We start from the raw sequence: 22,242 nt of genomic DNA, 5'->3' as shown, positions 1-22,242 counted from the left end.
CTCTGGAGGGGCCGATGGAGTTCTCGCTCGACGCCCGCACCGAGGATCTGCGCGCCGACCTGCTCGACTTCGTGCAGACCTGCGTCGAGCCGGCGGAGGCGGACTTCGACTCCCAGCTCGCCGCGCAGCCGGACCGGTGGGCGTGGGACACCGTCCCGGCGCTCGTGGATCTGCGTGCGCAGGCGCGTAAGCGTGGCCTGTGGAACCTCTTCCTGCCCGGCGGCGACGGCGCCGGCCTGACCAACCTGCAGTACGCGCCGCTCGCCGAGATCACCGGCCACAGCCGTCTCGCGCCGGCCGCGGTCAACTGCTCCGCCCCCGACACGGGCAACATGGAGGTCCTGCGCGACTTCGGCACGCCGGAACAGAAGCGGGCGTGGCTCGAGCCGCTGCTGGCCGGCGAGATCCGCAGCGCCTTCGCCATGACCGAGCCCGACGTGGCCTCCTCCGACGCGACCAACATCGCCACCCGGATCACCCGGGACGGCGACGAGTACGTCGTCAACGGCCGCAAGTGGTGGATCACCGGGGCGATGAACCCCAACGCGCGGATCTTCATCGTCATGGGGAAGACCGACCCCTCCGGCGACCGCCACCGGCAGCAGTCGATGATCCTCGTCCCCCGCGACACCCCCGGCGTGGAGATCAGGCGTGGCCTGGAGGTCTACGGGTACGACGACCACGATCACGGTGGCCACGCCGAGCTGGCCTTCCACGACGTCCGGGTGCCCGCCGCGAACCTGGTCGGCGCCCAGGGGTCGGGGTTCGCGATCGCGCAGGCCCGCCTCGGCCCGGGCCGGATCCACCACTGCATGCGCTCCATCGGCGTCGCGGAGAAGGCGATCGCGCTGATGTGCGAGCGGGTGGAGGGCCGGGTCGCGTTCGGCCGGCCGCTCTCGGAGCAGGGCGTGATCAGGGACTGGATCGCCGAGTCCCGGGTCCGGGTCGAACAGCTGCGCCTGCTCGTGCTCAAGACGGCCTGGCTGATGGACACGGTCGGCAACAAGGGCGCCCACACCGAGATCCAGGCCATCAAGATCGCGACGCCGGCGACCGTCCAGTGGATCCTCGACAAGGCCATCCAGGCCCACGGCGCCGGCGGGCTCTCGCCGGACTTCCCCCTCGCCCGCCAGTACGCCGGCATTCGAGCCCTGCGGTTCGCCGACGGCCCCGACGAAGTCCACAAGAACGCCCTGGCGCGGGCCGAGCTGCGCCGCCAGGCCAAGGCACGGGAGGCCCGCCGTGGCTGACGAGCACGCGATAGAGGCGATCCACGCGGACCTGCGCACGCGGGTGCGGACGTTCCTCGCGGACCACGACCCGGCGGGGGTGCGCACCGACGCCGACCGGTTGGAGTTCCTCCGCAGCCGGTACGACGCCGGCCTGGCCTGGGTCGCGTTCCCCGTCGGCCACGGCGGCCTGGGGCTGGGGCAGTCGTACCAGTCCGAGGTGGACGCGAGCTTCGCCGCCGCCGGCGCGCCCGACAACCGACCGCACGCCAACGGCATCGGGCTGGGCATGGCCGCGCCCACGATCGCCGCCTTCGGGACGGAGGAGCAGAAGCGGCGGTACCTGCGCCCGCTGTGGACCGGCGAGGAGATCTGGTGCCAGCTGTTCAGCGAGCCGGGCGCCGGTTCGGACCTCGCGAACGTCGCCACCCGCGCCGTGCGCGACGGCGACACCTGGATCGTCAACGGGCAGAAGGTGTGGACGTCGGGTGCCCATCACTCCGACCTGGCGATCCTCGTCGCCCGCACCGACATCGACCTGCCCAAGCACCGCGGGCTGACCTACTTCCTGTGCGACATGCACGATCCGGGGGTCGACGTGCGCCCGCTGCGGCAGATCACCGGCGAGGCGGAGTTCAACGAGGTGTTCCTCACCGACGTCCGCATTCCTGACAGCCAGCGGCTCGGGGCGGTCGGGGACGGCTGGCGGGTGGCCACCGGCACGCTCAACAACGAGCGCGTCTCGATCGGCGGCAAGGCGACCGTGCGCGAGGCCGGAATGATCGGAGTCGTCGCCGATACCTGGCGGGTACGGCCCGAGCTGCGCACACCCGAGCTGCACGACCGTCTGATGAAGCTCTGGGTCGAGGCGGAGGTCGCCCGGCTGACCGGTCGGCGGCTGGCGCAGAAGCTGGCCCAGGGGCAGCCCGGCCCGGAAGGCTCCGCCATCAAGCTGGCTTTCGCCCGCATCAACCAGCAGCTGTCCGGCCTCGAGCTCGAACTGCTCGGAGAGGAAGGCCTGCGCTACTCCGACTGGACGATGGTCCGACCGGAGCGGGTCGAGTTCACCGCCCGCGACGCCGGCTACCGGTATCTGCGTGCCAAGGGGAACTCGATCGAGGGCGGCACCTCGGAGATCCTGCGCAACATCCTGGCCGAGCGGGTGCTCGGCCTGCCCGGTGAGCCACGCGTCGACAAGGACGTTCCCTGGAAGGACACAGCCCGGTGACCGATCTCGATCTGCTCTACTCCGAGGTCGAGGAAGACCTGCGCTCGACCGTGCGCGACCTGCTCGCGGATCGTTGCCCGCCGGCGGCGGTCATCGCCGTGTACGACGGCGACCGCACGCTCGTCGACCCGCTGTGGCAGGCCCTGGCTGTCGATCTCGGCCTGGCGGGGCTGCTCGTTCCCGAGGACCGGGGCGGCGCCGGGGCCTCGGCCCGGGAAGCCGCCGTCGTGCTGGAGGAGCTCGGCCGCGCGGCGGCACCGGTCCCCTTCCTGACCAGCGCGGTCGTCGCGACGACGGTGCTGCTGGCGGCCGGTTCCGATCTCGCGGCCACGCTCACGGCGTCACTCGCGGCCGGTGAGCGGACCGCTGTGCTGGTCGTACCGTTCACGGCGGCACCGTTCACGGCGGCGTCGGGCGCGGAGGCGCCGGGTGCGGAGGCGTCGGGCGCGGAGGCGCCGGGTGCTCGGCTGGCCGCTGTCGACGTGGTCGGGCCGCACACGCTCACCGGCACGGTGACCACCGTGGCCGGCGCGCTCGAGGCGGACCTGCTGCTCGTGCCGGCTTACCGGGACGGACGCGTCACGCTCTACGCCGTCGACGCGGCCCTGGTGGATCGGCGGCCCGTGGTCTCGTTCGACATGACCCGCCAGCTCGCCGATGTGCACCTGCTCGACGTCGAGGCCACACCAGTGCTCGACGACCCGGACGACCCCGGAGCCGCCGAGCGGGCGATTCGCGCCGGGCTGACCGCGGGCACCGCCCTGCTCGCCTCCGAGCAGCTCGGCGTGGCGAGCTGGTGCCTGGACGAGACCGTGAAGTACCTCAGGACACGCCGGCAGTTCGGCCGGGTGGTCGGTGGCTTCCAGGCACTCAAGCACCGGCTGGCCGACCTCTACGCCGGCGTCGAGTCCGCGGCCGCGGCCGCCCGCTACGCCGCCGCGGCACTGGCGTCCGGCGACCCGGATCTGGCCGTGGCCACCAGCGTCGCGGCGGCGTTCTGCGGCGACCTCGCGGTCGTCGCCGCGGAGGAGGCGGTGCAGCTGCACGGCGGCATCGGCATGACCTGGGAGTACCCGGCGCACCTGTATCTGAAGAAGGCCAAGGCCGACCAGATCGCGTTCGGCACCCCGGGTGCCCATCGCGCCCTGCTGGCATCGCTGGTGCACCTGCCGGGAGCTCCGCACTAGCGCTCGGCGCGCCGCCGGGGGCCCAGCCCGTCCGACGAGCTGGAGATGTTCGTCGTCCAGCAGCCGTCGCAGAATCCCGAGCTTCGGGCTTCGGGCTTCGGGCTTCCGCCGCTGCCGCCGCTGCCGTCGTTGTCACCGAGCAAGAAGTGAGGATATTGGCTGCGGCAACAGCCGACATCCTCACTTCTTGCGAGCCGTCAAGCGACTCCGCGCGCTATTTGCCCCTATTAGGGTTGAATCGCCAGTACTTTTCGGTGCTCGGCATCAACGGCCACCCCTCGGGTAGCGCGGGCCGTCAGGCGATCTGGGCGATCTGGGGGGTCGGGGGGTAGAGCCGGGTCACCGCGTCGTGGAACTCCGCGGACTTCTCGGCGTAGTTCGCGTACCGGTCGTAGCTCGGCGCGCCCGGCGAGAGAATCACGTGGCAGCCCGGCGAACCCAGGCGGGCCGCCAGGGCTACCGCTTCCCGCAGCCCGGCGGCGGGGTGGACCCGATCCGGGTGGCGCTCGCCGAACTCCGCGACCACCGCGGGACCGTTCGACGGGATCGCGATGACGTCCACCCTGCGGGGGCTGCCCAGCAGGAAGTCGTTGAGCGGCTGGTAGGAGATGCCGCGGTCCTGGCCGCCGACGATGAGGACCGTGTGCTCGGCGTCGAACGCCTCGACCGCGGCGATGACACTGTTCGCCGTGGTGGACAACGTGTCGTCAACCCAGACGAGCCCGCCGCCGTGGCTGATCGTCTCCAGCCGGTGTGGGAGGGGCGCATGCCCGGCGAGGCCTCGGCGCACGGCGTCCGGCGACAGCGGCGTTTCGAGGGCCGCGCCGGCGGCCAGCACCGCCAGTCGCACGCTGGAGACCAGATGGCCGGCCCGCAGGTGCGGCGGCAGCTCGCGCACCGTCAGCAGGCGGGTGCCGTCGCGGTCCACGATGTCCTCGCCGGACGTGGCGGCCAACAGGGTGGGCAGCCCGCGGACCCGCGGCTCGACCGAGAGCAGCTTCGCCAGGGTCGGCTCGTCGCAGACCAGCGCCGCGGCGCCGTGCACCGCGATCCGCGCCTTGTCCTGCCAGTACCGCTCCAGTGAGCCGTGCCAGGGAAGGTGCTCCTCGTAGAGGTTGGTGACGACGGCCACCCGTGGCGACCGGGTGATCCAGAAGCACTGGTAGCTCGACAGCTCCGCGACCACCGCGGCCGGGCCCGGCGGCACGGCCAGCAGCGGCAGGCCGATGTTCCCGGCGAGCACGGCGCCCGCGCCCGCGTCGGTGCCGGTGCCGGCGTCGGCGTCGGTGCCGGTGCCGGTCGGCTGGTTCAGGATGGCGTGGATGAGGGACGCCGTGGTGCTCTTGCCCTTGGTGCCGGTGACCCCGACGGCCCGCTCGGCCTCGGACTCGAGCCAGACCGCGGAGCCCGAGGTCAGGTGGATCTCCTTCGCCCGCAGCGTCTCCAGGAACGGGTGGGTCCTCGGTATCCCCGGGCTCACCACGACGAGGTCGCAGTCGAGCAGCCGCTCCAGGCTGCCGGCGCCCCAGTCGTACTCGACCCCGGGGAGAGTCTCGGCCACGTGCGCGGACGCCTCCCGCTCATCCACGACGACCACCCCGGCGGGCGAGGCCGCGACGGCGCCGAGGACGGCGCGCCCCTCCAGGCCGAGACCCCAGATCCCGACGCGCCTGGTGGCGATCTCAGCCAAGCGCATCGAGTGCCTCGCGGAAGGGCTGCGGGATGAAGTGGGTGGCCGAAGGCTCGAGCAACGCAGCGTCGAGCCCCGGGGCCGGGGCCTGGCCCTGGGCGTTCATCTCGTCAGTGAGCGGCCCCACCAGCCGGGCCCGGGCCCACCCGGAATCGCGCCCCAGCAGGGCCAGGGCGACCAGCGCCTCGTCGTACTCGCCGACGCATTCGAAGGGCTTGTGCCCGCGAAGACCCAGGATCTCCAGGTAGCCGTCGAGGTTCGCCGGGTCGTCGAGCATGTTTCCCCCGAAGATCTCCGTCAGCCGCCCGGTCGACATGAAGGGGGCGAGCACCAGGAAGACGAACTGGCACTTCGGGCATTCACGGCACCAGGACGACGCCCGTTCGGACTCGTCGATCCGGAAGCTGCGGTTACAGCTGGTGAAAGCCTCGAAATAGGCCGGCAACCCGGCGAACCGGCGGGCGATCTCCAGCTCCGAGAGCGGGCGAAGCAGCGAGAAGTACGCGTCGGCACCGGTTCCTCCGGAAGCAGCTCCCCCGGAACTCTCCAGCGCCGAGCGGAGCAATGCCTCGAAATGAATGCTCTTCGACCACTGATGATTGATGGTGTGGCCGTTCCAGGAGAGGTTTCCGTATTCCGCCGACCGCTCGTTGGACATGACCACCGGACCGAGACCCAGGCGCTCCGCCGCCATCAGGGCGATCAGGCTGACGACCGCGGTGACGGGCACATGGCCGTTGTGAGCCCCCTGCCGGTTGGCCTCGAGCAGGGCGGGGTCGATCGACCTCTGGGCGGAGACCAGTGGCTGCCCGCTGACCCGCGCGCAGCGGGTGATCGGCGCGAACGCGTTGACGGAGAAGAGCACCGGGCCGAAGCCCGCGGCCTTCAGCGACTCGATCGTGACCACGGAGTCCTTGCCGCCGCCGACCGGAACAAGCGGCGCGGCCGGTGCCGCGGCCACCGCACCGCCGCCAGCTCCGTTACCGCCGCCAGCAGCTCCGCCGCCGCCCGCGCCCGTGATCTCGTCGGGGACCTCGTCCAGGCGCTTGCCCGTGATCTGGGGCGTGAGGGCGCCGGGCAGCTGGTTACGGAACGCGAATTCGCCGAGCCCGTTCCTGATCAGCTCCGACAGGAACGTGTGCTCTCCGTCGGTGAGACCGAACCCCACCCGGACCGTGCCGGGAGCGGCCGCCTTGTAGTAGCTCAGGCCACTCGCCAGTGCCAGCAGCCGGGCCGTCCGCGCCGACGGCACTCCAGCGGGCCGACCCTGGTTCCCGTTCGGGAGGCGGATCGTCTCGACGAACTCGATGCTCCCAGCCCGCCCCAGCAGTGAGTAGAACGCGCGAAAGGTCTCCCCGGTCGAATCGAAGGAATAGCCCTCATAGGAGAATTCGCTGAATCCAGCCGGATCGAACATCGTGCTCGAATTTCCTCCCGCGCTCGACCGTGCAACTTATCATCATGCAACTCATCACCGTGCCAGCACTGGAGGCCAATCCTACCAGTGAGCCACAGTGAGCACGGAGCGCACCCGAGCCGGCCGGACCCGCGGTCAGTTTTCTTCCCGCGCCAGGGGAATATCCGGGCCGTGGTCCACACCCCAGGAGGACCAGGGCACTCCGGGCGCCGCGCCAACCGGCGGGCGCAGGTCGTCCCACCAGCACGCCCGCGGATCATACCGGGCCAGAAACGGCCGGTTCACCAGCTCCGGATCACGGCATTGCAGGAATCTCAGCGCGATGTACTTCTCCGCACCCACGGTGTGAACACCGTCGACCACGACCTTTCCCGGCGTGGCGGACATCACCGGCCCACGGACGGTGCGTGCCAGACCGGACACGGAGCGGTAGGCGGCGCTGAAGATCTCGTAGGCGCGCAGCAGCGCGACCTCGAAGTAGCCGCGCGGCCCGGTGTCACGCTCCACGAACATGTAGTACGGAACCATGCCGAGCCGCACCTGGCGCTGCCACATGGCCGCCCAGGCCCCGGCGTCGTCGTTCACGGAGCGGATGACCGGGCCCTGGGTCCGGATCACCGCCCCGGTCGAGAGCACCCGGCGCACCGCGTGCTCGGCGACGTCGGTCTCCAGCTCACGCGGGTGTGAGTAGTGGGCCATCAGGGCGAGGCTGCGCCCGCTGGCCACCACTCGTTCGAACAGCCGCAGGGTGTCGTCGGCCCCCGGATCCGTGACGAACCGCGCGGGCCAGTACGACAACGACTTCGTGCCGATGCGGATCGACTGCAGATGCCCGAGCCCGGGTTCGTCGAGCAGCGGCAGAACGCACCGCGCCAGCATCTCGGCCGACATCACCATCGGGTCACCACCGGTGATCAGGACGTCGGTGACCTCGGGATGCGCACGCACGTACGTCACGAGGTCGTCGACGTTGCGCGAGGCCATCCGCAGGTGCGGCTCCTGGACGAACTGCGCCCACCGGAAACAGTAGGTGCAGTACGCGTGGCAGGTCTGCCCGTGGGCGGGGAAGTACAGGACGGTCTCGGGATACTTGTGCTGGAGCCCGTCCAGGCGGGTGCCGGCGAGCTCCGGGACGTTGAGCTCCCGCTGGCCCGCCGGATGCGGATTGAGCGCCGCACGCACCGCCGCCGCGGCGGCCTGAACCTCACGCGTGGGCGCGCCGCGCGCCAGGAGCTGGGCGATCGGCGCCACCTGTTCGGCGGGCAGCATGTCCGGCTGCGGGAAGACCAGCCGGTAGATCGGGTCGTCGGGGGCCGCATCCCAGTCGATGAGCGCGTCGACCACGTAGTCGTTGACGCGGAACGGCAGCACAGCCGCGACGGCGCGGGCCATCAGGCGGTCGGGCCCGGCGAGGCCGGCCCGCTCGAGCAGGCCGTCGAGCGATGCGGCGTTGTAGAAGCGGGGGCTGGCAGGCGCCGAGATCGGCCTGAGCGTTTCGGAGGTTGTCAAGGGGAGCGCTCCTGTGTGGCGGCTCGGGTATGACGGTGCCTGGTCAGCCGACCCAGACGGGCGGCACCCGGTCCGCCCAGGGGGCGAGCCGTTCCAGCCGCAGGGCCAGCCCGAGCAGGCCCGCCAGGTCTCGCGGCCGTGCCATGAGCTGGACCCCGACCGGAACGGGTCCACCGACACCCGGTGCACCGGGTGCACCCGCTGCACCCGCTGCGCCCAGCGGCAGCGAGACCGCGCACAGGCCCGCGAGGTTGGCGAACGCGGCGAACGGCGCGAAGTGCGCCGCGCGTCGGAAGACGTCCGCCGGATGTGCGGGGCTGGTGACCCAGCCGTGCGGGACCGACGGCCTCGCGACGGTCGGTGTCAGCAGGACGTCGCCTTCGGCGAGCAGGCGGCTGGCCCGCTGGGTGTATGCGCCGAGCCGTGCGATGGCCCGGTGCAGGTCGAGCGCGCTGGTCCGGCCGGCAAGCTCGAGGCCCGCCCGCGTCGTCGCGTCCAGCAGCTCGGGCCGAGGATCCCCGTACGCCACCGGAACCGTGCTGCGCACCAGCATCAGGTCGTCGAGAACCGCGTCGGCCGACCAGTCCGGTGACACCTCCTCGACGCGGCACCCCGCCCCTGCCAGCAGGTCCGCGGCCGCCACGGCGGCGGCGGTGCACGCCGGGTCGACCTCGCAGTCGACCGGCGGGACGTTCGTCATCACAACCCGGTGGTCGACCGCCGGCCACGGATCCTCGGACACCGCCAGGGCCACCTCGTCGAGGTCGAGCGCACCCAACGCGGTCAGCCAGTAGATCGCGTCCGCGACCGTGCGGCTGACAACACCGTCCTGGGCGCCCGCGCCCAGGGTCGGGCGCGGGGTCGCGGGAAGGCGGCCCGGCCCCGGCATGACCGCGAAGACCCCGCAGCACGAGGCGGGGATGCGCAGCGATCCCGCCCCGTCACTTCCGTGCGCGACGGCGGTGACCCCGGCCGCGACACTCGCGGCGGCGCCTCCGCTCGACCCGCCGGCGCTGAGCGTGTGATCCCAGGGATTTCGGCAGATACCGTTCAGCTCGGGCTCGGTGACCGGGAGGATGCCGAACTCGGACGTGCTCGTCTTCGCGAACACGACCGTGCCGGCAGCCTTCATCCGTCCGACCACCGGCGCGTCGTGCGGCGGTACGTGCTCCGCGAACGCACGGGACGCGAAGGTCGTGCGCATTCCCTCGGTGGGGGTCAGGTCCTTGACGGAGGTCGGGATTCCCCACAGCAGGGGCCGATCGTCCGGCGTGCGGGTGCGGGTGCGGGATAGCGCCTGCTCCAGCGCCTGTTCCAGGGCCTGCACCGCGCCGATGGTGACGTAGCAGTTCAGCGCCGCGTTCGCCTGGGTCGCGCGCCGGTGGCAGTCGTCGAGGACCTGCCGTGGGGAGAGCTCCCCCGTGCGCAGCAGTCGGGCCGTCTCCTGCAGGCTGCCGGGGGTGGCGTTCTCCGCCAGCTTCCGCATCGCCCGCTCCCCGAGAACGCGGGCCGGGATCGTCCCGGGGCGCTCAGGCCCGCTCACCGGTCACCGTGTCCGCCGTGGTCCGGCGTGGCCCGGTGCGAGCGCCAGCCGTCGTAGAAGGCGATCAGATCATGGGCGTCGAAGAGGATGACGTTCTCCTCCTCGCCGTAGGCCTGGATCGGGCCGGAGAGCGGCGTCAGGGGAACGCCCGCCCGGGCCAGGGCTCGCCAGAAGGGTGCGATGGTCAGGCCGTACATCATCGGCCGTTGTAACGCGACGCAGTGCCGGGCGGCGTTGACCATCAGCTCGTACAGGTTCCTGGCGTCGGCGGTCTCCCGCCGCAGCACGCAGAGCCGACCGAACTCCGCGCCCCTCGTCTGCTCCAGGGGCCCGTCATAGCGGTCCTGCAGCGGCCAGCGGCCTTCGAGGACGACCCGCACCGCGGCGACCGGAGCGCCGGTGTCGTCCGTCATCACGATGTGCCGGCAGTCGCGGTCGTACGTGTCCGACGACCAGGCGTCGAGGTGGGCCGGATCGCGCCGGCTGCCGGAGAATGCGGCCCTCCGAAGCGAGAGGACCGTGGCGAGGCGGGCCGCGTCACTCCCGTCGAAGATTTCAATCATGACCGATCCTTTTCCGTCGTCGACTCGGACCTGCGGCATCCCTGGCCATGCACCGTGAGACGAAAAAGGATCACCGTTTCCTGAGATGACCCATCCTGATGAGGACCCGGCGACCGGTGTCATCGAACCCTGTTCGGCCGTGCATGAAACGGGCGTTGTCGAAGACCGCGAGGTTCCCGGGTTCCCAGGAGACGCGCACGGAGACCGTCTCGGCGACCTCGCGGATCTCGGCGAGGAGATCAGCCGGGAAAGGGCTTCCGTCCGCCAGCGCGACACGGAAGCTGTCCCTGGCGTAATAGTCGCTTTTCTGCCGATAGGCATAGATCATCAGCGAGTTGCAGAAGGACGGAACACCGCCGTTTGACGGTATCACCGCCTTTGTGCGGAACCGGCCGTGGAGCACATCCCCCTGGAAGTCGCCGTCAAGCCGCTCGTAGGGGCGCAGCAAACCGCCGACCCGAGCCAGCGCCACCCGGGCCAGCGCCACGTCGGTCACGCCGAAGGTCTGCTGCCAGCGTGCCGGCGTAGCCTCCCAGCTCCAGTAAAGGTCCAGGTCGGAGACAAACGCACGGGTCGACTCGTCGAGGCGCCGCAGCAGTTCCGCCCCGTCGCACAGGACGGTCTCACCACCGGCGGCGGCGGGGCGCTCGCAGTAGAGGACGAGCAGGTCCGGGCAGCCCGGCGCGTAGGAGCCCTCCCGGTGCAGCGGAATCGCGTCCATACCCTTGTTGACGGTGGACGTGCTTGGATCCGCGCCCACCGGGTCACGTTCGATGGTGTTGGTTGCGTGGTGAACCATCGGGACCATGAGCGCCTCGGTGAACTCCCTGAAGTCGAACAGGGTCGTTCCTGGCCTTTTGATGAACGCCGCACCGTGCTCGATGACAGCCGTAAGCGCCGTGCCTGGGTCGACGTCGTCGAGGACGGGAATATGAACATCGGCGACCATGATGAATCCCCCCTTGGAACCTTCCGCACGGAACGGGCCAGCACCGCCGGCGGATGCACCTGGCGGGACTTCTGTCGGCACCATCAGTCCGAGAATTCCAGATCGGAACAGTAGCATCGCCGAAGGCCGCCGCACAGAGTTTTCAAGTACGGTCCCGGTCTGGCGGACACTGCAGACGAGTACCAGCAGGCGCAACGCCGGCAGGTCAGTCAGATATCGGCCGCGCTGGCATCTGGCCGAAGGGATCCCTCGGCCAGAGCCCGTTCCATCGGCTGCTCCGGCGTCTGTGGACGGCCGCGCCGGGCCGATGTGCCCAGCGCGGTCAGGGTGCCGAGAGCTCCGGCCCCCGCGGCGAGCCAGAAGGCAACGGTGAAGGTCGACCCGCTCGTCACCCCGGTGCGCGAGGTGCCGGACGCGATCAGGGCCGCCGCTGCAGGAGCCCCAGCGCGGGGATGAGCAGGGTCTGCATCAGGGCATATCCGAAGACCGCGGCGACCAGCGCGGCGAGCACCTTCGACGGGCTCGCTGACGGTGCCTCGGGGATGGTGGCGGCCGGTGTGGCCGCGGCCGGGCCCGCGGTCACCGCGCGCCTTCGCGGGCCCGGTCGGCGAGGATCTGCTCCAGGATGCCGCACAGGACCGCGACCGGCTCCGTGCCGGCGATCCGCCAGCGGCCTCCCGCGACGATGGTCGGCACCCCGCCCACACCGAAGGCCGCGGCCATCTGCTCATCGGCGGCGACGTCCTCGGCGAACTCCGATCCCGAGAGGACGTCGCTGGCCCGCTCGGCCGGTAGCCCGACCTCCAGGGCCAGCGCGACGAGCGTGTCCGGGTCGGCGATCGGCCTGCCCTCGACCCAGTACGCCCGGTACAGCCGGTCGACCAGTGTGCGCTGAAGTCCGTACTCGGCGGCCAGATGGACCAGCCGATGGGCGTTCGCGGTGTTCCCGGGGCGGGCGATGTCCGGGTGGAACTCCAGCCCTTCGGCGGCCGCGGTGACGCTGATGCGTTGCATGGCCGCCCGACCGGCCTCCCGGCTGCCGTTGAATCGCGCGAGGTAGTCGTACAGGTCCCCGGTCGGTCGCTGATCAGCGGGCCGCGGGTCGAGCTCGAAGCTGCGCCACCGCACCCGCAAGGAGCCCGAGGCGCCCAGTCCCGCGAGCGCGGTGGAGATCCGGTGCTGGCCGACGTAGCAGTGCCCGCAGACGAAGTCCGACCAGATGTCCACGGTGAGCGGCTCCACCTCCCGCGCGGGAGGTGGGCCGACGGTTACTCCTGGTGTCTCCGTGGGAGCGGACACTAGGACCCGGGCTAACTTTTAGAAAGCCCATACCTTGAGGTAAGCTCCTGGCGTGGAGGTTGGTTCGCAGGTCAACAGCCCAACGATCGACGATCCGTGTGACGTGTTCAACAGAGACTGTCCCGGGCGTGTCGTGCTCAACCACCTCACCAGCCGCTGGGGCCTCCTCGTCCTGGTGGCACTCCAGGACGGCCCACTGCGGTTCTACGAGCTGCGCACGCTGGTCGACGGCGTCAGCGAGAAGATGCTGTCCCAGACGCTGCGCACCCTCACCCGGGACGGGCTGCTGACTCGGGTGGTGGCGCCGACGGCCCCGCCGAGCGTGACATACGCCCTGACACCGCTGGGCGCCGACGCCGCCGAGCCGCTCCGCCAGATCCTGCAGTGGGTACGCGGCAACGCGGCCACGGTCTTCCGCTCCCAGGGCGACTACGACCGGCTGGAGGAGGCCGGCAGTCCCCCGGAGTAAGCCGTTCGCGCGATACCGGGCCGGTGGGCCGCCCATGGCCCGAACCGGGTGGTCCGGAGCCCGGGCGCAAGCGCGGCTCGTCCCGTCCGTGGGCGGGACGAGCCGGCTGGCGGCCGGTCTTGCCCACGGCGCGGCGGGACGGGTGGTGGCCGTCCCGCCGTCCGATCCGAGGCCCGCCTGGAACCGGCGAGTCGGTGCCGGCTGGCGGCTGCCTCGATATCCGTGAGCCATCCCTGTCGGGCGGCCCAGGCACGAGCCGTGCGCTCGGTCGGAGGGAGCCGGTGGAACGGGTCGATCTCGTGTACCCACCATGCGAAGTCGTCGGGTTCGACGTCCGGCTGAGGCGGGTTGTGGGTGATGGCTGAGCGCATGCGCATCTCAACTACTCCAGTGGATAGCACTGATGGACTACCTAATCCTAGTCATATCTGACTAGATCGAAGGGTGTAGCTGGGCTCAAGGGAGGCCGCGAATTGGCATTGGCTCGAAAAGGTCCTGGTCAGCGCCTTTCGGGCGCCGACACGCCGCGTGTCGTGCCGGTCGGGACCGACAACCGCCTTCGCACCGGGTCGCCAGCGGCAGGGAGGCTCCGGCCGTACAGCTGGGGCGTGGAGGTGCGCCTGCCGGAGTGGGCTCAGGCCTACAGCGCTGAGCCGCCGGTGGTGTCAATGGTCTGGCCGGTGACCCAGCGGGCGTCCGGAGAGGCCACGAAGGCGACCACATCGGCGACGCCCTGCGGTTGACCCACCCGGCCGAAGACCGAGAGGGAGGCGGCGGACCGCGCCGCGGGGGCCTGTTCGTCGCCGCGCAGCCAGTCGGCGTTCACATCGGTGTCGATGATGCCGGGGTTCACCGAGTTCACGGTGATGCCGCGCGCGCCGAGATCCTTGGCCAGCGCGAGGCTGAACGTGTCGAGCGCGCCCTTGGTCATGGCGTAGGCGAGGATGTCCGGGGTGGCGATGCGGGTGACGCCCGAGGAGATGTTGATGATCCTCCCGCCGTCACGCAGCCGGACCAGGCCGTGCTGCACGATGAAGAACGGTGCCCGCACGTTCACCGCGAACAGCTGGTCGAACTCCGCCGGCGTCACGTTCCTGATGTCCTCCGACCGGCCGATGCCCGCGTTGTTCACGATGATGTCGACCCCGGGGTCGAGGCCGGCCGCCGCGAGCCCCGCGTCGAAGGCGGCCCAGAGCGCCGCCGCGTCGCCGGGCGCGCCCAGCGTTGCGTGCACCGGGAACGCGCGGCCACCGGCAGCGATGATCATTTCAAGGGTCTGCTTCGCCGCGGCCTCACTGCTGCCGAAGTGGACGGCCACGACCGCGCCGTCCGCGGCGAGCCGGCGCGCGATCGCCCGGCCGATGCCGCGGCTGGCCCCGGTGACCAGCGCCGTGCTGCCGTCAAGCGCACCCATTGTGCCGATCACCGTCTCTCGGTCGCCGCGCGACCGCATGCTCCCATGTGCCGCGCGGGCGCGCAGCACGGAAGCCGGGGAGCCCAAGCCACGGCCACCTGCCGACCTGGCCACCTGTCTGGCGCTGGGCGACCTGCCCCTGCGGCTGGTGACCTCCGCCCGGGCGGTCGCGCCGGCTACCTGCTCTCGGCGAGGCGGCAGCGGATGGCGGCGGCCTCGTTGTCGGCGAGCCAATGGCGGCGGGCGGCTCGGGCGCGGGCCTGGCGGACAGGCGGCGAGAGCCGGTGGAACGGGTCGATCTCGTGTACCCACCACGCGAAGTCGTCCGGGCCGGCGTCTGGTTGCGGCGGCACGTAGGAGACGTCAGAGCGGTTGCTCATGTCGAAGCTCCCTCTCGGATGGCACTGGCCGACCACCATCGTAGCTACATCGGACTAGTGCTTTTGGGGCAGGTAGCCGACACCTGAGGTAGGCCGCTCGGCGGCGAACCGCGGATGGGTGGTGCCGGTGTGCTCGTGGCCGTCGTGACCTCGGACGTCTCTGCGATGCTGGACGCCGGGGACGTGCGGGGGGCAGCGCAATCTCAGGTAGTTTCTGGCCTACTGTCACGCCTCGGGCCGTGGCAGCCGTGCGGTCTCTGACAACGACGAAGGGACGCTCCTATGGGCCTCCGCCTGGGCGACATCGCGCCCGATTTCACCGCCACGACCACCGATGGCGAGATCTCTTTCCACGACTGGAAGCAGGGCTCGTGGGCGGTGCTGTTCAGCCACCCGGCCGACTTCACCCCCGTGTGCACCACCGAGCTTGGGCGTACCGCGGCTCTGCATGGTGAGTTCGACAAGCGCAACACGAAGGCGATCGCGCTGTCGGTCGACTCGGTCGAGGACCACCGCGGCTGGGCACCCGACATCGCCGAGGTGAGCGGGACGGCGCTGAACTTCCCGATCATCGCGGACCCGAACCGTGCCGTCGCCGAGCTGTACGACATGATCCACCCCGGCGAGGGTGACACCTCCACCGTTCGTTCGGTCTTCATCATCGACCCGAACAACAAGATCCGTCTTACCCTCACCTACCCCAAGTCGGTGGGGCGCAACTTCGACGAGATCATTCGGATCATCGACGCGCTGCAGGCGACCGACAAGAACCCGATCTCCACGCCGGTCGACTGGAAGCCCGGCGACCGGGTGATCGTCGCGCCGACGCTGTCGACCGAGGACGCCAAGGGCAAGTTCAGCAACGTCGAAGAGGTCAAGCCCTACCTCCGCTACGCCGACGCTCCCTGAGCTGCCTGACGGCTCGGGTTCGTCCGCGCCGCTGCCAGCCCGTCCATCGTCACGGGCCGGCAGCGGCGTTCGTGTTTTCGGCGCCCTGGGCAGGGGACGCGGTGAGTCCGACCCGCATCCGGGTAGCAGCGTCGTTTCTGACACGTCCGAAACGTCTGCGCCCGGCACCGCGGACTCCCCTGCTCAGCGGGCCTGCCCGAGACTCGCCTCGTCCAGGTCGCTCACCAGCGTTTCCTCTTCGGGTGCACGCATCCGCCAGGCGTCGGTCACCAGCTCCGCCAGCCGTTCGACCGTCACCTCCCCCAGTCGCACCATGACCACCGGCCAGGCGTCGTAGCCGGGCGCGGTGAAGAAGAGGTCGGGTTCGCCGAGCAGAAGCGCCTGCTTCTCCGCCTCGTCACCGACGAAGAGCACGGCGATGTCAGTTCGGATCACCCGTGGCCTCCCCGGCACACGTTCCGGGTAGGACCAGACGAATCCCTTGTCCGCGACCCGGAAGTCGAATCCGTCGCTGTCGATCTCCACAACATGCGGCAGGCTCATCGCGAGGCGCCGGACGTCGTCGGCATCAGCCACCAAGACCCTCCTTCGGACGCACGGTTGAATCTCGACGAGGCTACGACGAGCCTGCCTGGCGGGCCGGGACACCAGTCTCACCGGCCGATGTCGTGGTCGCCGGCCTCAACCAGCCCGCTTTCATAGGCGAAGACCACGACCTGCGCGCGGTCGCGCAGGCCGAGTTTGGTGAGGATGCTCGACACATGCGACTTGACTGTCGCGGGCCCGATGAAGAGCTCCTTGGCTATCTCCGAATTGCTGGACCCGCGGGCGACCGCGACCACCACGTCACGTTCGCGGTCGGTCAGGCGTTCCACACGGCGCGCGACCGTCGAGCTGACAGGCCTGCGTTCGGTGAACCGGCCGATGAGGCGCCGGGTGATCGACGGCGCGATCAATGCGCCACCGTCGGCCACGGTGCGGACGGCGACAGCGAGCTGGTCGGCCGGAATGTCCTTCAACACAAAGGCGCTCGCTCCGGCGCGGAGCGCCTCATAGACGTACTCGTCCGGATCGAAGGTGGTGAGAATCAGCACCCGCACGCCCCAGTCCGCCTCGGCGAGAATTCTCGACGTGGCTTCCAGGCCATCCATCTCCGGCATCCGGATGTCCATGAGAATCACGTCGGGACGATGCTCCCGGGCGGCCTCCATCGCCTCCAGCCCGTTGCCTGCCTCGGCCACGACGTCGATGTCGCTGTGGATCCGCAGCACCATGGCCAGGCCACCACGGACCAAGGCCTGGTCGTCGACGATGAGAACACGAACAGTCAACCCGGTTTCCCTCCGAAAGGCAGGTGGGCAGCGACCTGGAACCCACCGCCCACGCGAGGTCCTGCGTCCAGGCTCCCGCCCAGCAGCAGAGCCCGCTCCCGCATCCCGACGATGCCGTGGCCTCCCGAATGGTCACCACCGGCGTCCGGCCTTGGGGCGGCGGTGCTGCCGCGACCATCATCGCGGACCTCGATGACCATGCCGTTGTGCCCGGTACGCAGACTCACCTCAGCCTGGGTTCCAGGACCGGCGTGCTTGAGGACGTTGGTCAGTGCCTCCTGGATGATGCGGTAGGCGAACAGATCTGCCCGGGCAGAGATCTCCGCTGACGGCAGGTCCATCGCCAGTTGCACGACCACACCGGCCCCGCGGAGCTGCTCGATCAGCCGGGGAAGCTCCGCGAGGCTGGGTTGGGGGCCCAGGCCGTCATGGCCTGTCTCCGGACGCAGGACGCCGAGAAGATGGCGAAGCTCGTCGAGGGCCTGGCGCCCCGCCTCCTCGACCGCCGTCATCGCGTGCAGCGCGGCCTGCGGGTCCTGCTCCGCGACAGCCCGGGCTCCGCTCGCCTGCACGGTCATGAGGCTCACCCGGTGGGCGACGACGTCGTGGAGCTCCCGCGCGATGCGGGCCCGCTCCTCCATGACGATCCGCCGGTTCTCCGCCGCGTGCTCGCGGCGGCGCTCGACGGTGCGGGCACGGCGCAGCTGGATGCGGCGCCCGGCATACCACGCCCCGGCCATGAAGAGGCCGCCGAACGCGGGCTCCTGCCACCACGGGCCCGGATCGTCGAGGCCATCGAGACCGACCAGGCCGGTCGCGACGACGACTCCGACAGCGCCCTGCCAGTCCGCCGAGCTGTACCGCCCCGCGGCGTACAGCGCGATGATCGGGACGCAGCCCAGCTGGGTGTCGCTGCCGACCAGCACGGCCCAGCAGACCAACGTCAGGCCGAGCACACGCAGCGGCGCGCGCCGGCGCCAGAACAGGGCCGGACTGGCCACCGCGCAGACCAGCAGGACGAGGATCGGGACATCGCCGAGCGGGCGGATCGTTATCGCGTCTCCGGGCCCGTCGGCCATGAAAGCGGCCATGAAGTAGAGCGCGAGGACGAGCACGGTGTCGGCGGCGCGAGGCCAGCGGGCGAAGGGCCCTCGGAACCTCCGCGGGACGTCCTCATGCGGCGTCGGGGTGTTCGGCATCGCACGGCTTTCCATTTGGTTCTCAGCGAGGTGAACCGCGACTGGTCGCGGCTTCGTCAGTGGGCATGGGCTCACGGTATGCCAGTGGGACAGTGCGGTCTCCGGCCTTCCGGCGGGGATGGTTCTCCCCCATCAGACGGAGAACGGCTCGGAACCCACACGACGCAATCCTTCTCGCGGCGGGTTGCCAAATCCGCTCCCAGGCGGACGACAGCTTCGGGGCACAGCCAGCACAGTTGAGCCCACACGGCGCTCGGGTCGAGGACCGGCCCGGCCCACCTTCCGCGCACACGGCACCGCCGCCGGGCAGTCCCGGCCGGTCCTGCCCTTCAGAGCGACCGGTCGAGCCACGCCGAATCTCGCAGGAGAGGTAGCCATGAATCGGCTCACCCGCCACATCGCAGCAGCGAGCGCACGCAGACCTCAGCGCACAGTCGCGGCCTGGGTATTCGCCGCCGTCCTCGCCCTCGCCCTTGCCAGCACGGCCGGAGGGTCGTTCGTCGACGACTTCGTCGCTCCCGGCAGCCAGAGCGAGAAGGCGAAGGACCTGCTGGAGCAGCGCTTTCCCGACGCCGCCGATGGCAGCGCACAGGCGGTGTTCGCCGTGTCGGCGGGCCAACGACTCGACCGCCACCGTGCGGCCGTCACCGCCGCGGTCGCGCAGATCGCGGCGGTGGATCATGTCGCCGCGGTGGCCGGCCCGTTCGCCGCCGGTACCACCTCACCGGACGGTCGGATCGGCTACGCCCAGATCACGTTCGATGTGCCGGCGACCGATCTCGATCCAGGAGCACTCACCGCGATAGGCGACGCCATGCGGCCGGCGCGCGACGCGGGTGTCGTGACAGAGCTGGGCGGCGACGCCGCGTTCATCAACGGTGAGGCGGCTACGTCAGGTGCGGAGGCGATCGGCCTGCTGGCCGCGCTGGTGGTCCTGCTCCTGGCCTTCGGCACGATCGTGGCCGCGCTGATCCCGGTCGCGCTCGCACTGATCACGGTGGCCGTGGGGCTGGGGAGCGTGCTGCTGCTCGCGAACGTCCTGGAGGTCTCCTCCGCGGCACCGACGATCGGCGCGATGATCGGTCTTGGCGTCGGCATCGACTACGCCCTGTTCATCGTGGCCCGCTATCGGGAGAACCGTGGCGCCGGCCAGGACAACGCCGCCGCGCTCTCCGCGGCGATGGCGACCTCAGGCAGCGCCGTCGTGCTGGCCGGCGGGACGGTCGTCGCCGCGATGGCGGCCCTCGCACTGACCGGTCTGGGCTTCCTGACCTCGGTCGGTCTGAGCACGGCGCTGGTCGTGGTCTGCGCGGTGGCGAGCGCGCTGACCCTGCTGCCAGCGATGCTTTCGTTGCTCGGTGACCGCGTCGACGCGGGTCGAGTCCCGGGCCGCCGCCTCCACTCGCTGCCTGAGAGCACCGTGTGGTGGCGCTTCGCTCACCGGGTCGCCCGCCGGCCGTGGCCGTATCTGATCCTCTCGGTAACCGTGCTGCTCGTGCTGGCCGCCCCCGCACTGCGCCTGCAGACGGGCTTCCCGGACGCAGGTGATGAATCGCCCAGCAGCAGTTCCGCCCGCCGGGCCTACGATCTGCTCGCCGAAGGCTTCGGTCCGGGCGTCAACGCGCCGTTACTGCTGGTCGCGGACCTACGCAGCCCAGGTGTGGATCGTGCCCTCACCGCGCTGTCCGATCGGGTCGAAGCCGACCCTGGCATCGCGGAGGTCGGTGATCCCCGGTTCTCACCCGACGGCGACACGGCTGTGCTGTCGATGCTGCCCACCACTGCACCCGCGGACGACGCGACCTCGGAGACACTCGCCCGCGTCCGTGGTCTCGTTCCGGGCAACGTCGCGGTCGCGGGCCTGACCGCGATGACCGACGACCTCGACCGGCAGCTGAGCGACACTCTTCCGATCTTCATCGCGGCGATTCTGGCGGCGTCGTTCCTTCTGCTGATGGTGATGTTCCGTTCCATCGTGGTGCCACTGAAGGCCGCCGCGTTGAACCTGCTGTCGATCGGTGGCGCGTACGGCGTCGTCGTCGCCGTGTTCCAGTGGGGGTGGTTCGGGAGCGTGTTCGGCCTGGAGGAGACCTACCAGATCGCCTCTCCACTGCCGACGATCTTCTTCGCGGTGCTCTTCGGCCTGTCCGTCGACTACGAGGTGTTCCTCCTCTCCCGGATCCGCGAGGAGTACGACGCCAGCGGCGACAACGTCGAGTCAGTCGCCCGGGGCCTGGCCGGCACCGGGCGCGTGATCACCTCAGCCGCCCTGATCATGACGGTGGTGTTCCTGAGTTTCGTCGCCGACCCGTCGCCGTTGGTGCGGATGCTGGGCCTCGGGCTGGCGACGGCGATCGTGCTCGACGCGACAATCGTCCGCATGATCCTGGTCCCCGCGATCATGACGTTGCTGGGCAGGGCGAACTGGTGGCTGCCCAGCTGGGGTGGCCACCGGGCCCCGCGCCCGCGCACCGGCATCGTCGAGCATGGCTGACACGGCCCGGCCCGGCCTTCGGGTTGTCGCCGAGGCCGGGCCAGGCGTTCCCGTCCGGTCAGCTGGCGAGCTTCCAGGGGCCGTACCTCACTGGGCCGGCAGCACGTTCCCGCAGAGCCTGCGGTCCACCACGTCGAACGAGTTGCCGGCGTCATTGACACGGACGAAGGCCAGACAGTTCTGCGGTTGGCTGCGGCTGTCACTGAGGTCCGTGGGCTGGATCAGCCCACCCGCGTCGTAGTCGCGCATTCCGTCGAGCGCCCTGATCACACTCTCCCGGTCGGGGCATTCCCCCGCGGCAGCGACCGCGCGCAGCAGCATGTCCGTCTCGATGTAGGAACGGATCGTGAACTCCTGTTCCGGGTTCCCCACCTGCGGGGCGTGGTGGGCGATCGCGGCCGCGTACTGCTCCGCGGCGGGCCCACCCAGCTCCAGCGGCGTCACATAGCTCATGATCGACACCCCGGCCAGCGCGGGACCGTACCGGCCGAGCAGATTCGCGCTGTAGCCGGGGACGGAGAGCGTCGCCCGCAGTGTCGCCCCGGCACTGCGCAGGGCGTTGAGAATGCCGGCGAGTACCGGCGGGTCGATGATGCTGACAAGGACGTCGGCGCCGGCGCCGGCGAAGGCCTCGGCGACCCGTTGCGGGCTCTGTGCGGCCTCGGTGAACTGCACGATGCCCGCCGGGATGACACCGGCCGCCCGTAGGCCGAGCGAAAGCCGGTCGGCATAGATGGCCGTCGACGCGACGTTCTCCGGGATGACGATCAGCGCCCGGGTGCCCCCGTTGTTTCTGAGGTACCGCCCCCAGGTGTCGACGGAACCACTCATGTTGGCGAACACGAACATGTTCTCGTACTGGGACCAGACCGGCTCGGTGCCCGCACCCGTCACCGGGACGCCCCGCTCGGCCAGAAAGGCCGCGGAGCCGCTCATCGTGAAGCTGGTCGCGACAAGCCCCGCGACACCGACATCGTCGACAAGCTCGCCGACGACCCGGCGGTTCGTCTCCGTCGACATCTGGTCGTCGCGCCATTCGTAGCTGACCTGGCGGCCGTTGATGCCGCCCTGTTCGTTGGCCAGACCGACCCGCGCCTCCACCCCGCCGCGCGCCGCGGAGAACGCACCGGCGTCCGTGCCCGTGTCGGGGTAGACGAATCCGATCCTCACCTGGTCCGCGGTGACGCCCGGAGCGACGCAGCTCTCGGCGGCCGGCGCACCACTGCTCCCCGAACAGGCAGACGTCATCGAGAGAAGCAGCGGAACGGTGACCGCCACAGCGCACCGACCGGCCAGGGCACGCACTGGTCCCCCGCCACGCCGCCGCCACCGCGCCAGCGGACCGGATCGGGTTCGCGAACCATTCCGCGTGGACGAATCGCCGCGCATTGACGGCGAGTCTGTTAATCTAAGGTTGTCGTTTTGTACGGAT

The 22,242-nt window shown here is 70.6% G+C and carries 20 protein-coding genes; 6 read left to right on the top strand and 14 right to left on the bottom strand.

All coding sequences use genetic code 11. From position 1 onward, the window contains the following. The first annotated feature begins 14 nt into the window (after nt 1-14). Genes FREUN1FDRAFT_RS04020 through FREUN1FDRAFT_RS47330 form a run of 3 tightly spaced genes read left to right on the top strand, consistent with a single transcriptional unit; the run spans nt 15 to nt 3,644 of the window. Nucleotides 15-1,250 carry an acyl-CoA dehydrogenase family protein gene (locus tag FREUN1FDRAFT_RS04020; RefSeq protein WP_006538663.1) on the top strand — a complete coding sequence of 412 codons (1,236 nt, stop codon included), beginning with the start codon at nt 15-17 and terminating at the stop codon, nt 1,248-1,250. Then, nucleotides 1,243-2,457: an acyl-CoA dehydrogenase family protein gene (locus FREUN1FDRAFT_RS04015; protein WP_006538662.1), complete on the top strand. Its 1,215-nt coding sequence runs from the start codon at nt 1,243-1,245 to the stop codon at nt 2,455-2,457. The genes FREUN1FDRAFT_RS04020 and FREUN1FDRAFT_RS04015 overlap by 8 nt, the downstream gene beginning before the upstream one ends. Further along, a complete protein-coding gene (locus FREUN1FDRAFT_RS47330) occupies nt 2,454-3,644 on the top strand; it encodes an acyl-CoA dehydrogenase family protein (RefSeq protein ID WP_006538661.1) in 1,191 nt (396 codons plus the stop codon). The genes FREUN1FDRAFT_RS04015 and FREUN1FDRAFT_RS47330 overlap by 4 nt, the downstream gene beginning before the upstream one ends. A gap of 295 nt (nt 3,645-3,939) precedes the next feature. On the opposite strand, the gene murD is transcribed toward FREUN1FDRAFT_RS47330, so the two are convergent. The 8 genes from murD to FREUN1FDRAFT_RS03970 form a co-directional block, all read right to left on the bottom strand. Then, entirely contained in the window at nt 3,940-5,340 is a 1,401-nt protein-coding gene (murD, locus tag FREUN1FDRAFT_RS04005; protein WP_006538660.1) for a UDP-N-acetylmuramoyl-L-alanine--D-glutamate ligase, read from the bottom strand. Continuing rightward, a complete protein-coding gene (locus FREUN1FDRAFT_RS04000; RefSeq protein WP_006538659.1) occupies nt 5,327-6,751 on the bottom strand; it encodes a hypothetical protein in 1,425 nt (474 codons plus the stop codon). Before FREUN1FDRAFT_RS04000 ends, murD begins: the two co-directional genes overlap by 14 nt. Before the next feature lie 135 nt (nt 6,752-6,886). Next, a complete protein-coding gene (locus FREUN1FDRAFT_RS03995; RefSeq protein WP_006538658.1) occupies nt 6,887-8,260 on the bottom strand; it encodes a KamA family radical SAM protein in 1,374 nt (457 codons plus the stop codon). Between the two features lie 43 nt (nt 8,261-8,303). Then, complete coding sequence (locus FREUN1FDRAFT_RS03990) at nt 8,304-9,803, bottom strand: amidase (RefSeq protein ID WP_157474291.1); 1,500 nt, start codon at nt 9,801-9,803, stop codon at nt 8,304-8,306. Beyond that, entirely contained in the window at nt 9,800-10,366 is a 567-nt protein-coding gene (locus FREUN1FDRAFT_RS03985; protein ID WP_006538656.1) for a hypothetical protein, read from the bottom strand. The genes FREUN1FDRAFT_RS03990 and FREUN1FDRAFT_RS03985 overlap by 4 nt, the downstream gene beginning before the upstream one ends. A gap of 70 nt (nt 10,367-10,436) precedes the next feature. Next, the gene (locus tag FREUN1FDRAFT_RS03980; protein WP_006538655.1) at nt 10,437-11,315 is read right to left on the bottom strand and encodes a TauD/TfdA family dioxygenase; all 879 of its coding nucleotides are present in this window, start codon (nt 11,313-11,315) and stop codon (nt 10,437-10,439) included. A 418-nt stretch (nt 11,316-11,733) separates the two neighbouring features. Then, complete coding sequence (locus tag FREUN1FDRAFT_RS43440) at nt 11,734-11,898, bottom strand: hypothetical protein (protein ID WP_006538654.1); 165 nt, start codon at nt 11,896-11,898, stop codon at nt 11,734-11,736. After that, nucleotides 11,895-12,542 (bottom strand): DsbA family oxidoreductase, encoded by a 648-nt coding sequence (locus tag FREUN1FDRAFT_RS03970; RefSeq protein ID WP_006538653.1) that lies wholly within the window; start codon nt 12,540-12,542, stop codon nt 11,895-11,897. The genes FREUN1FDRAFT_RS43440 and FREUN1FDRAFT_RS03970 overlap by 4 nt, the downstream gene beginning before the upstream one ends. A gap of 124 nt (nt 12,543-12,666) precedes the next feature. On the opposite strand from FREUN1FDRAFT_RS03970, the gene FREUN1FDRAFT_RS03965 reads away from it, so the two are divergent. Continuing rightward, a complete protein-coding gene (locus FREUN1FDRAFT_RS03965) occupies nt 12,667-13,083 on the top strand; it encodes a helix-turn-helix domain-containing protein (protein WP_006538652.1) in 417 nt (138 codons plus the stop codon). 640 nt (nt 13,084-13,723) lie between these two features. On the opposite strand, the gene FREUN1FDRAFT_RS03960 is transcribed toward FREUN1FDRAFT_RS03965, so the two are convergent. Both FREUN1FDRAFT_RS03960 and FREUN1FDRAFT_RS03955 read right to left on the bottom strand, forming a co-directional pair. Beyond that, the gene (locus tag FREUN1FDRAFT_RS03960; protein WP_035949652.1) at nt 13,724-14,497 is read right to left on the bottom strand and encodes an SDR family oxidoreductase; all 774 of its coding nucleotides are present in this window, start codon (nt 14,495-14,497) and stop codon (nt 13,724-13,726) included. A gap of 176 nt (nt 14,498-14,673) precedes the next feature. Continuing rightward, on the bottom strand, nt 14,674-14,877 hold the full coding sequence (locus FREUN1FDRAFT_RS03955; RefSeq protein WP_006538649.1) for a hypothetical protein: 204 nt from the start codon (nt 14,875-14,877) through the stop codon (nt 14,674-14,676). 282 nt (nt 14,878-15,159) lie between these two features. On the opposite strand from FREUN1FDRAFT_RS03955, the gene FREUN1FDRAFT_RS03950 reads away from it, so the two are divergent. Beyond that, complete coding sequence (locus FREUN1FDRAFT_RS03950) at nt 15,160-15,786, top strand: peroxiredoxin (RefSeq protein ID WP_006538648.1); 627 nt, start codon at nt 15,160-15,162, stop codon at nt 15,784-15,786. Between the two features lie 183 nt (nt 15,787-15,969). On the opposite strand, the gene FREUN1FDRAFT_RS03945 is transcribed toward FREUN1FDRAFT_RS03950, so the two are convergent. The 3 genes from FREUN1FDRAFT_RS03945 to FREUN1FDRAFT_RS03935 all read right to left on the bottom strand — a co-directional run bounded on the left by FREUN1FDRAFT_RS03945 (nt 15,970) and on the right by FREUN1FDRAFT_RS03935 (nt 18,316). Next, complete coding sequence (locus FREUN1FDRAFT_RS03945; protein ID WP_006538647.1) at nt 15,970-16,362, bottom strand: MmcQ/YjbR family DNA-binding protein; 393 nt, start codon at nt 16,360-16,362, stop codon at nt 15,970-15,972. Between the two features lie 77 nt (nt 16,363-16,439). Next, the gene (locus FREUN1FDRAFT_RS03940) at nt 16,440-17,117 is read right to left on the bottom strand and encodes a response regulator transcription factor (protein WP_006538646.1); all 678 of its coding nucleotides are present in this window, start codon (nt 17,115-17,117) and stop codon (nt 16,440-16,442) included. Then, a complete protein-coding gene (locus tag FREUN1FDRAFT_RS03935; RefSeq protein ID WP_232295032.1) occupies nt 17,114-18,316 on the bottom strand; it encodes a sensor histidine kinase in 1,203 nt (400 codons plus the stop codon). The genes FREUN1FDRAFT_RS03940 and FREUN1FDRAFT_RS03935 overlap by 4 nt, the downstream gene beginning before the upstream one ends. Before the next feature lie 376 nt (nt 18,317-18,692). Between FREUN1FDRAFT_RS03935 and FREUN1FDRAFT_RS03930 the strand changes: the two genes are divergently transcribed. Then, a complete protein-coding gene (locus FREUN1FDRAFT_RS03930; RefSeq protein WP_006538644.1) occupies nt 18,693-20,810 on the top strand; it encodes an MMPL family transporter in 2,118 nt (705 codons plus the stop codon). An 87-nt stretch (nt 20,811-20,897) separates the two neighbouring features. On the opposite strand, the gene FREUN1FDRAFT_RS03925 is transcribed toward FREUN1FDRAFT_RS03930, so the two are convergent. Further along, nucleotides 20,898-22,088 (bottom strand): ABC transporter substrate-binding protein, encoded by a 1,191-nt coding sequence (locus tag FREUN1FDRAFT_RS03925; RefSeq protein WP_232295031.1) that lies wholly within the window; start codon nt 22,086-22,088, stop codon nt 20,898-20,900. Nucleotides 22,089-22,242 lie beyond the last annotated feature (154 nt).

This window comes from Parafrankia sp. EUN1f, assembly GCF_000177675.1.
In the GTDB taxonomy this organism is placed as follows: Bacteria; Actinomycetota; Actinomycetes; order Frankiales; family Frankiaceae; genus Parafrankia.
The sequence above is the reverse complement of the archived record's forward strand: the minus strand, read 5'-3'. Positions and strand labels throughout refer to the sequence as shown.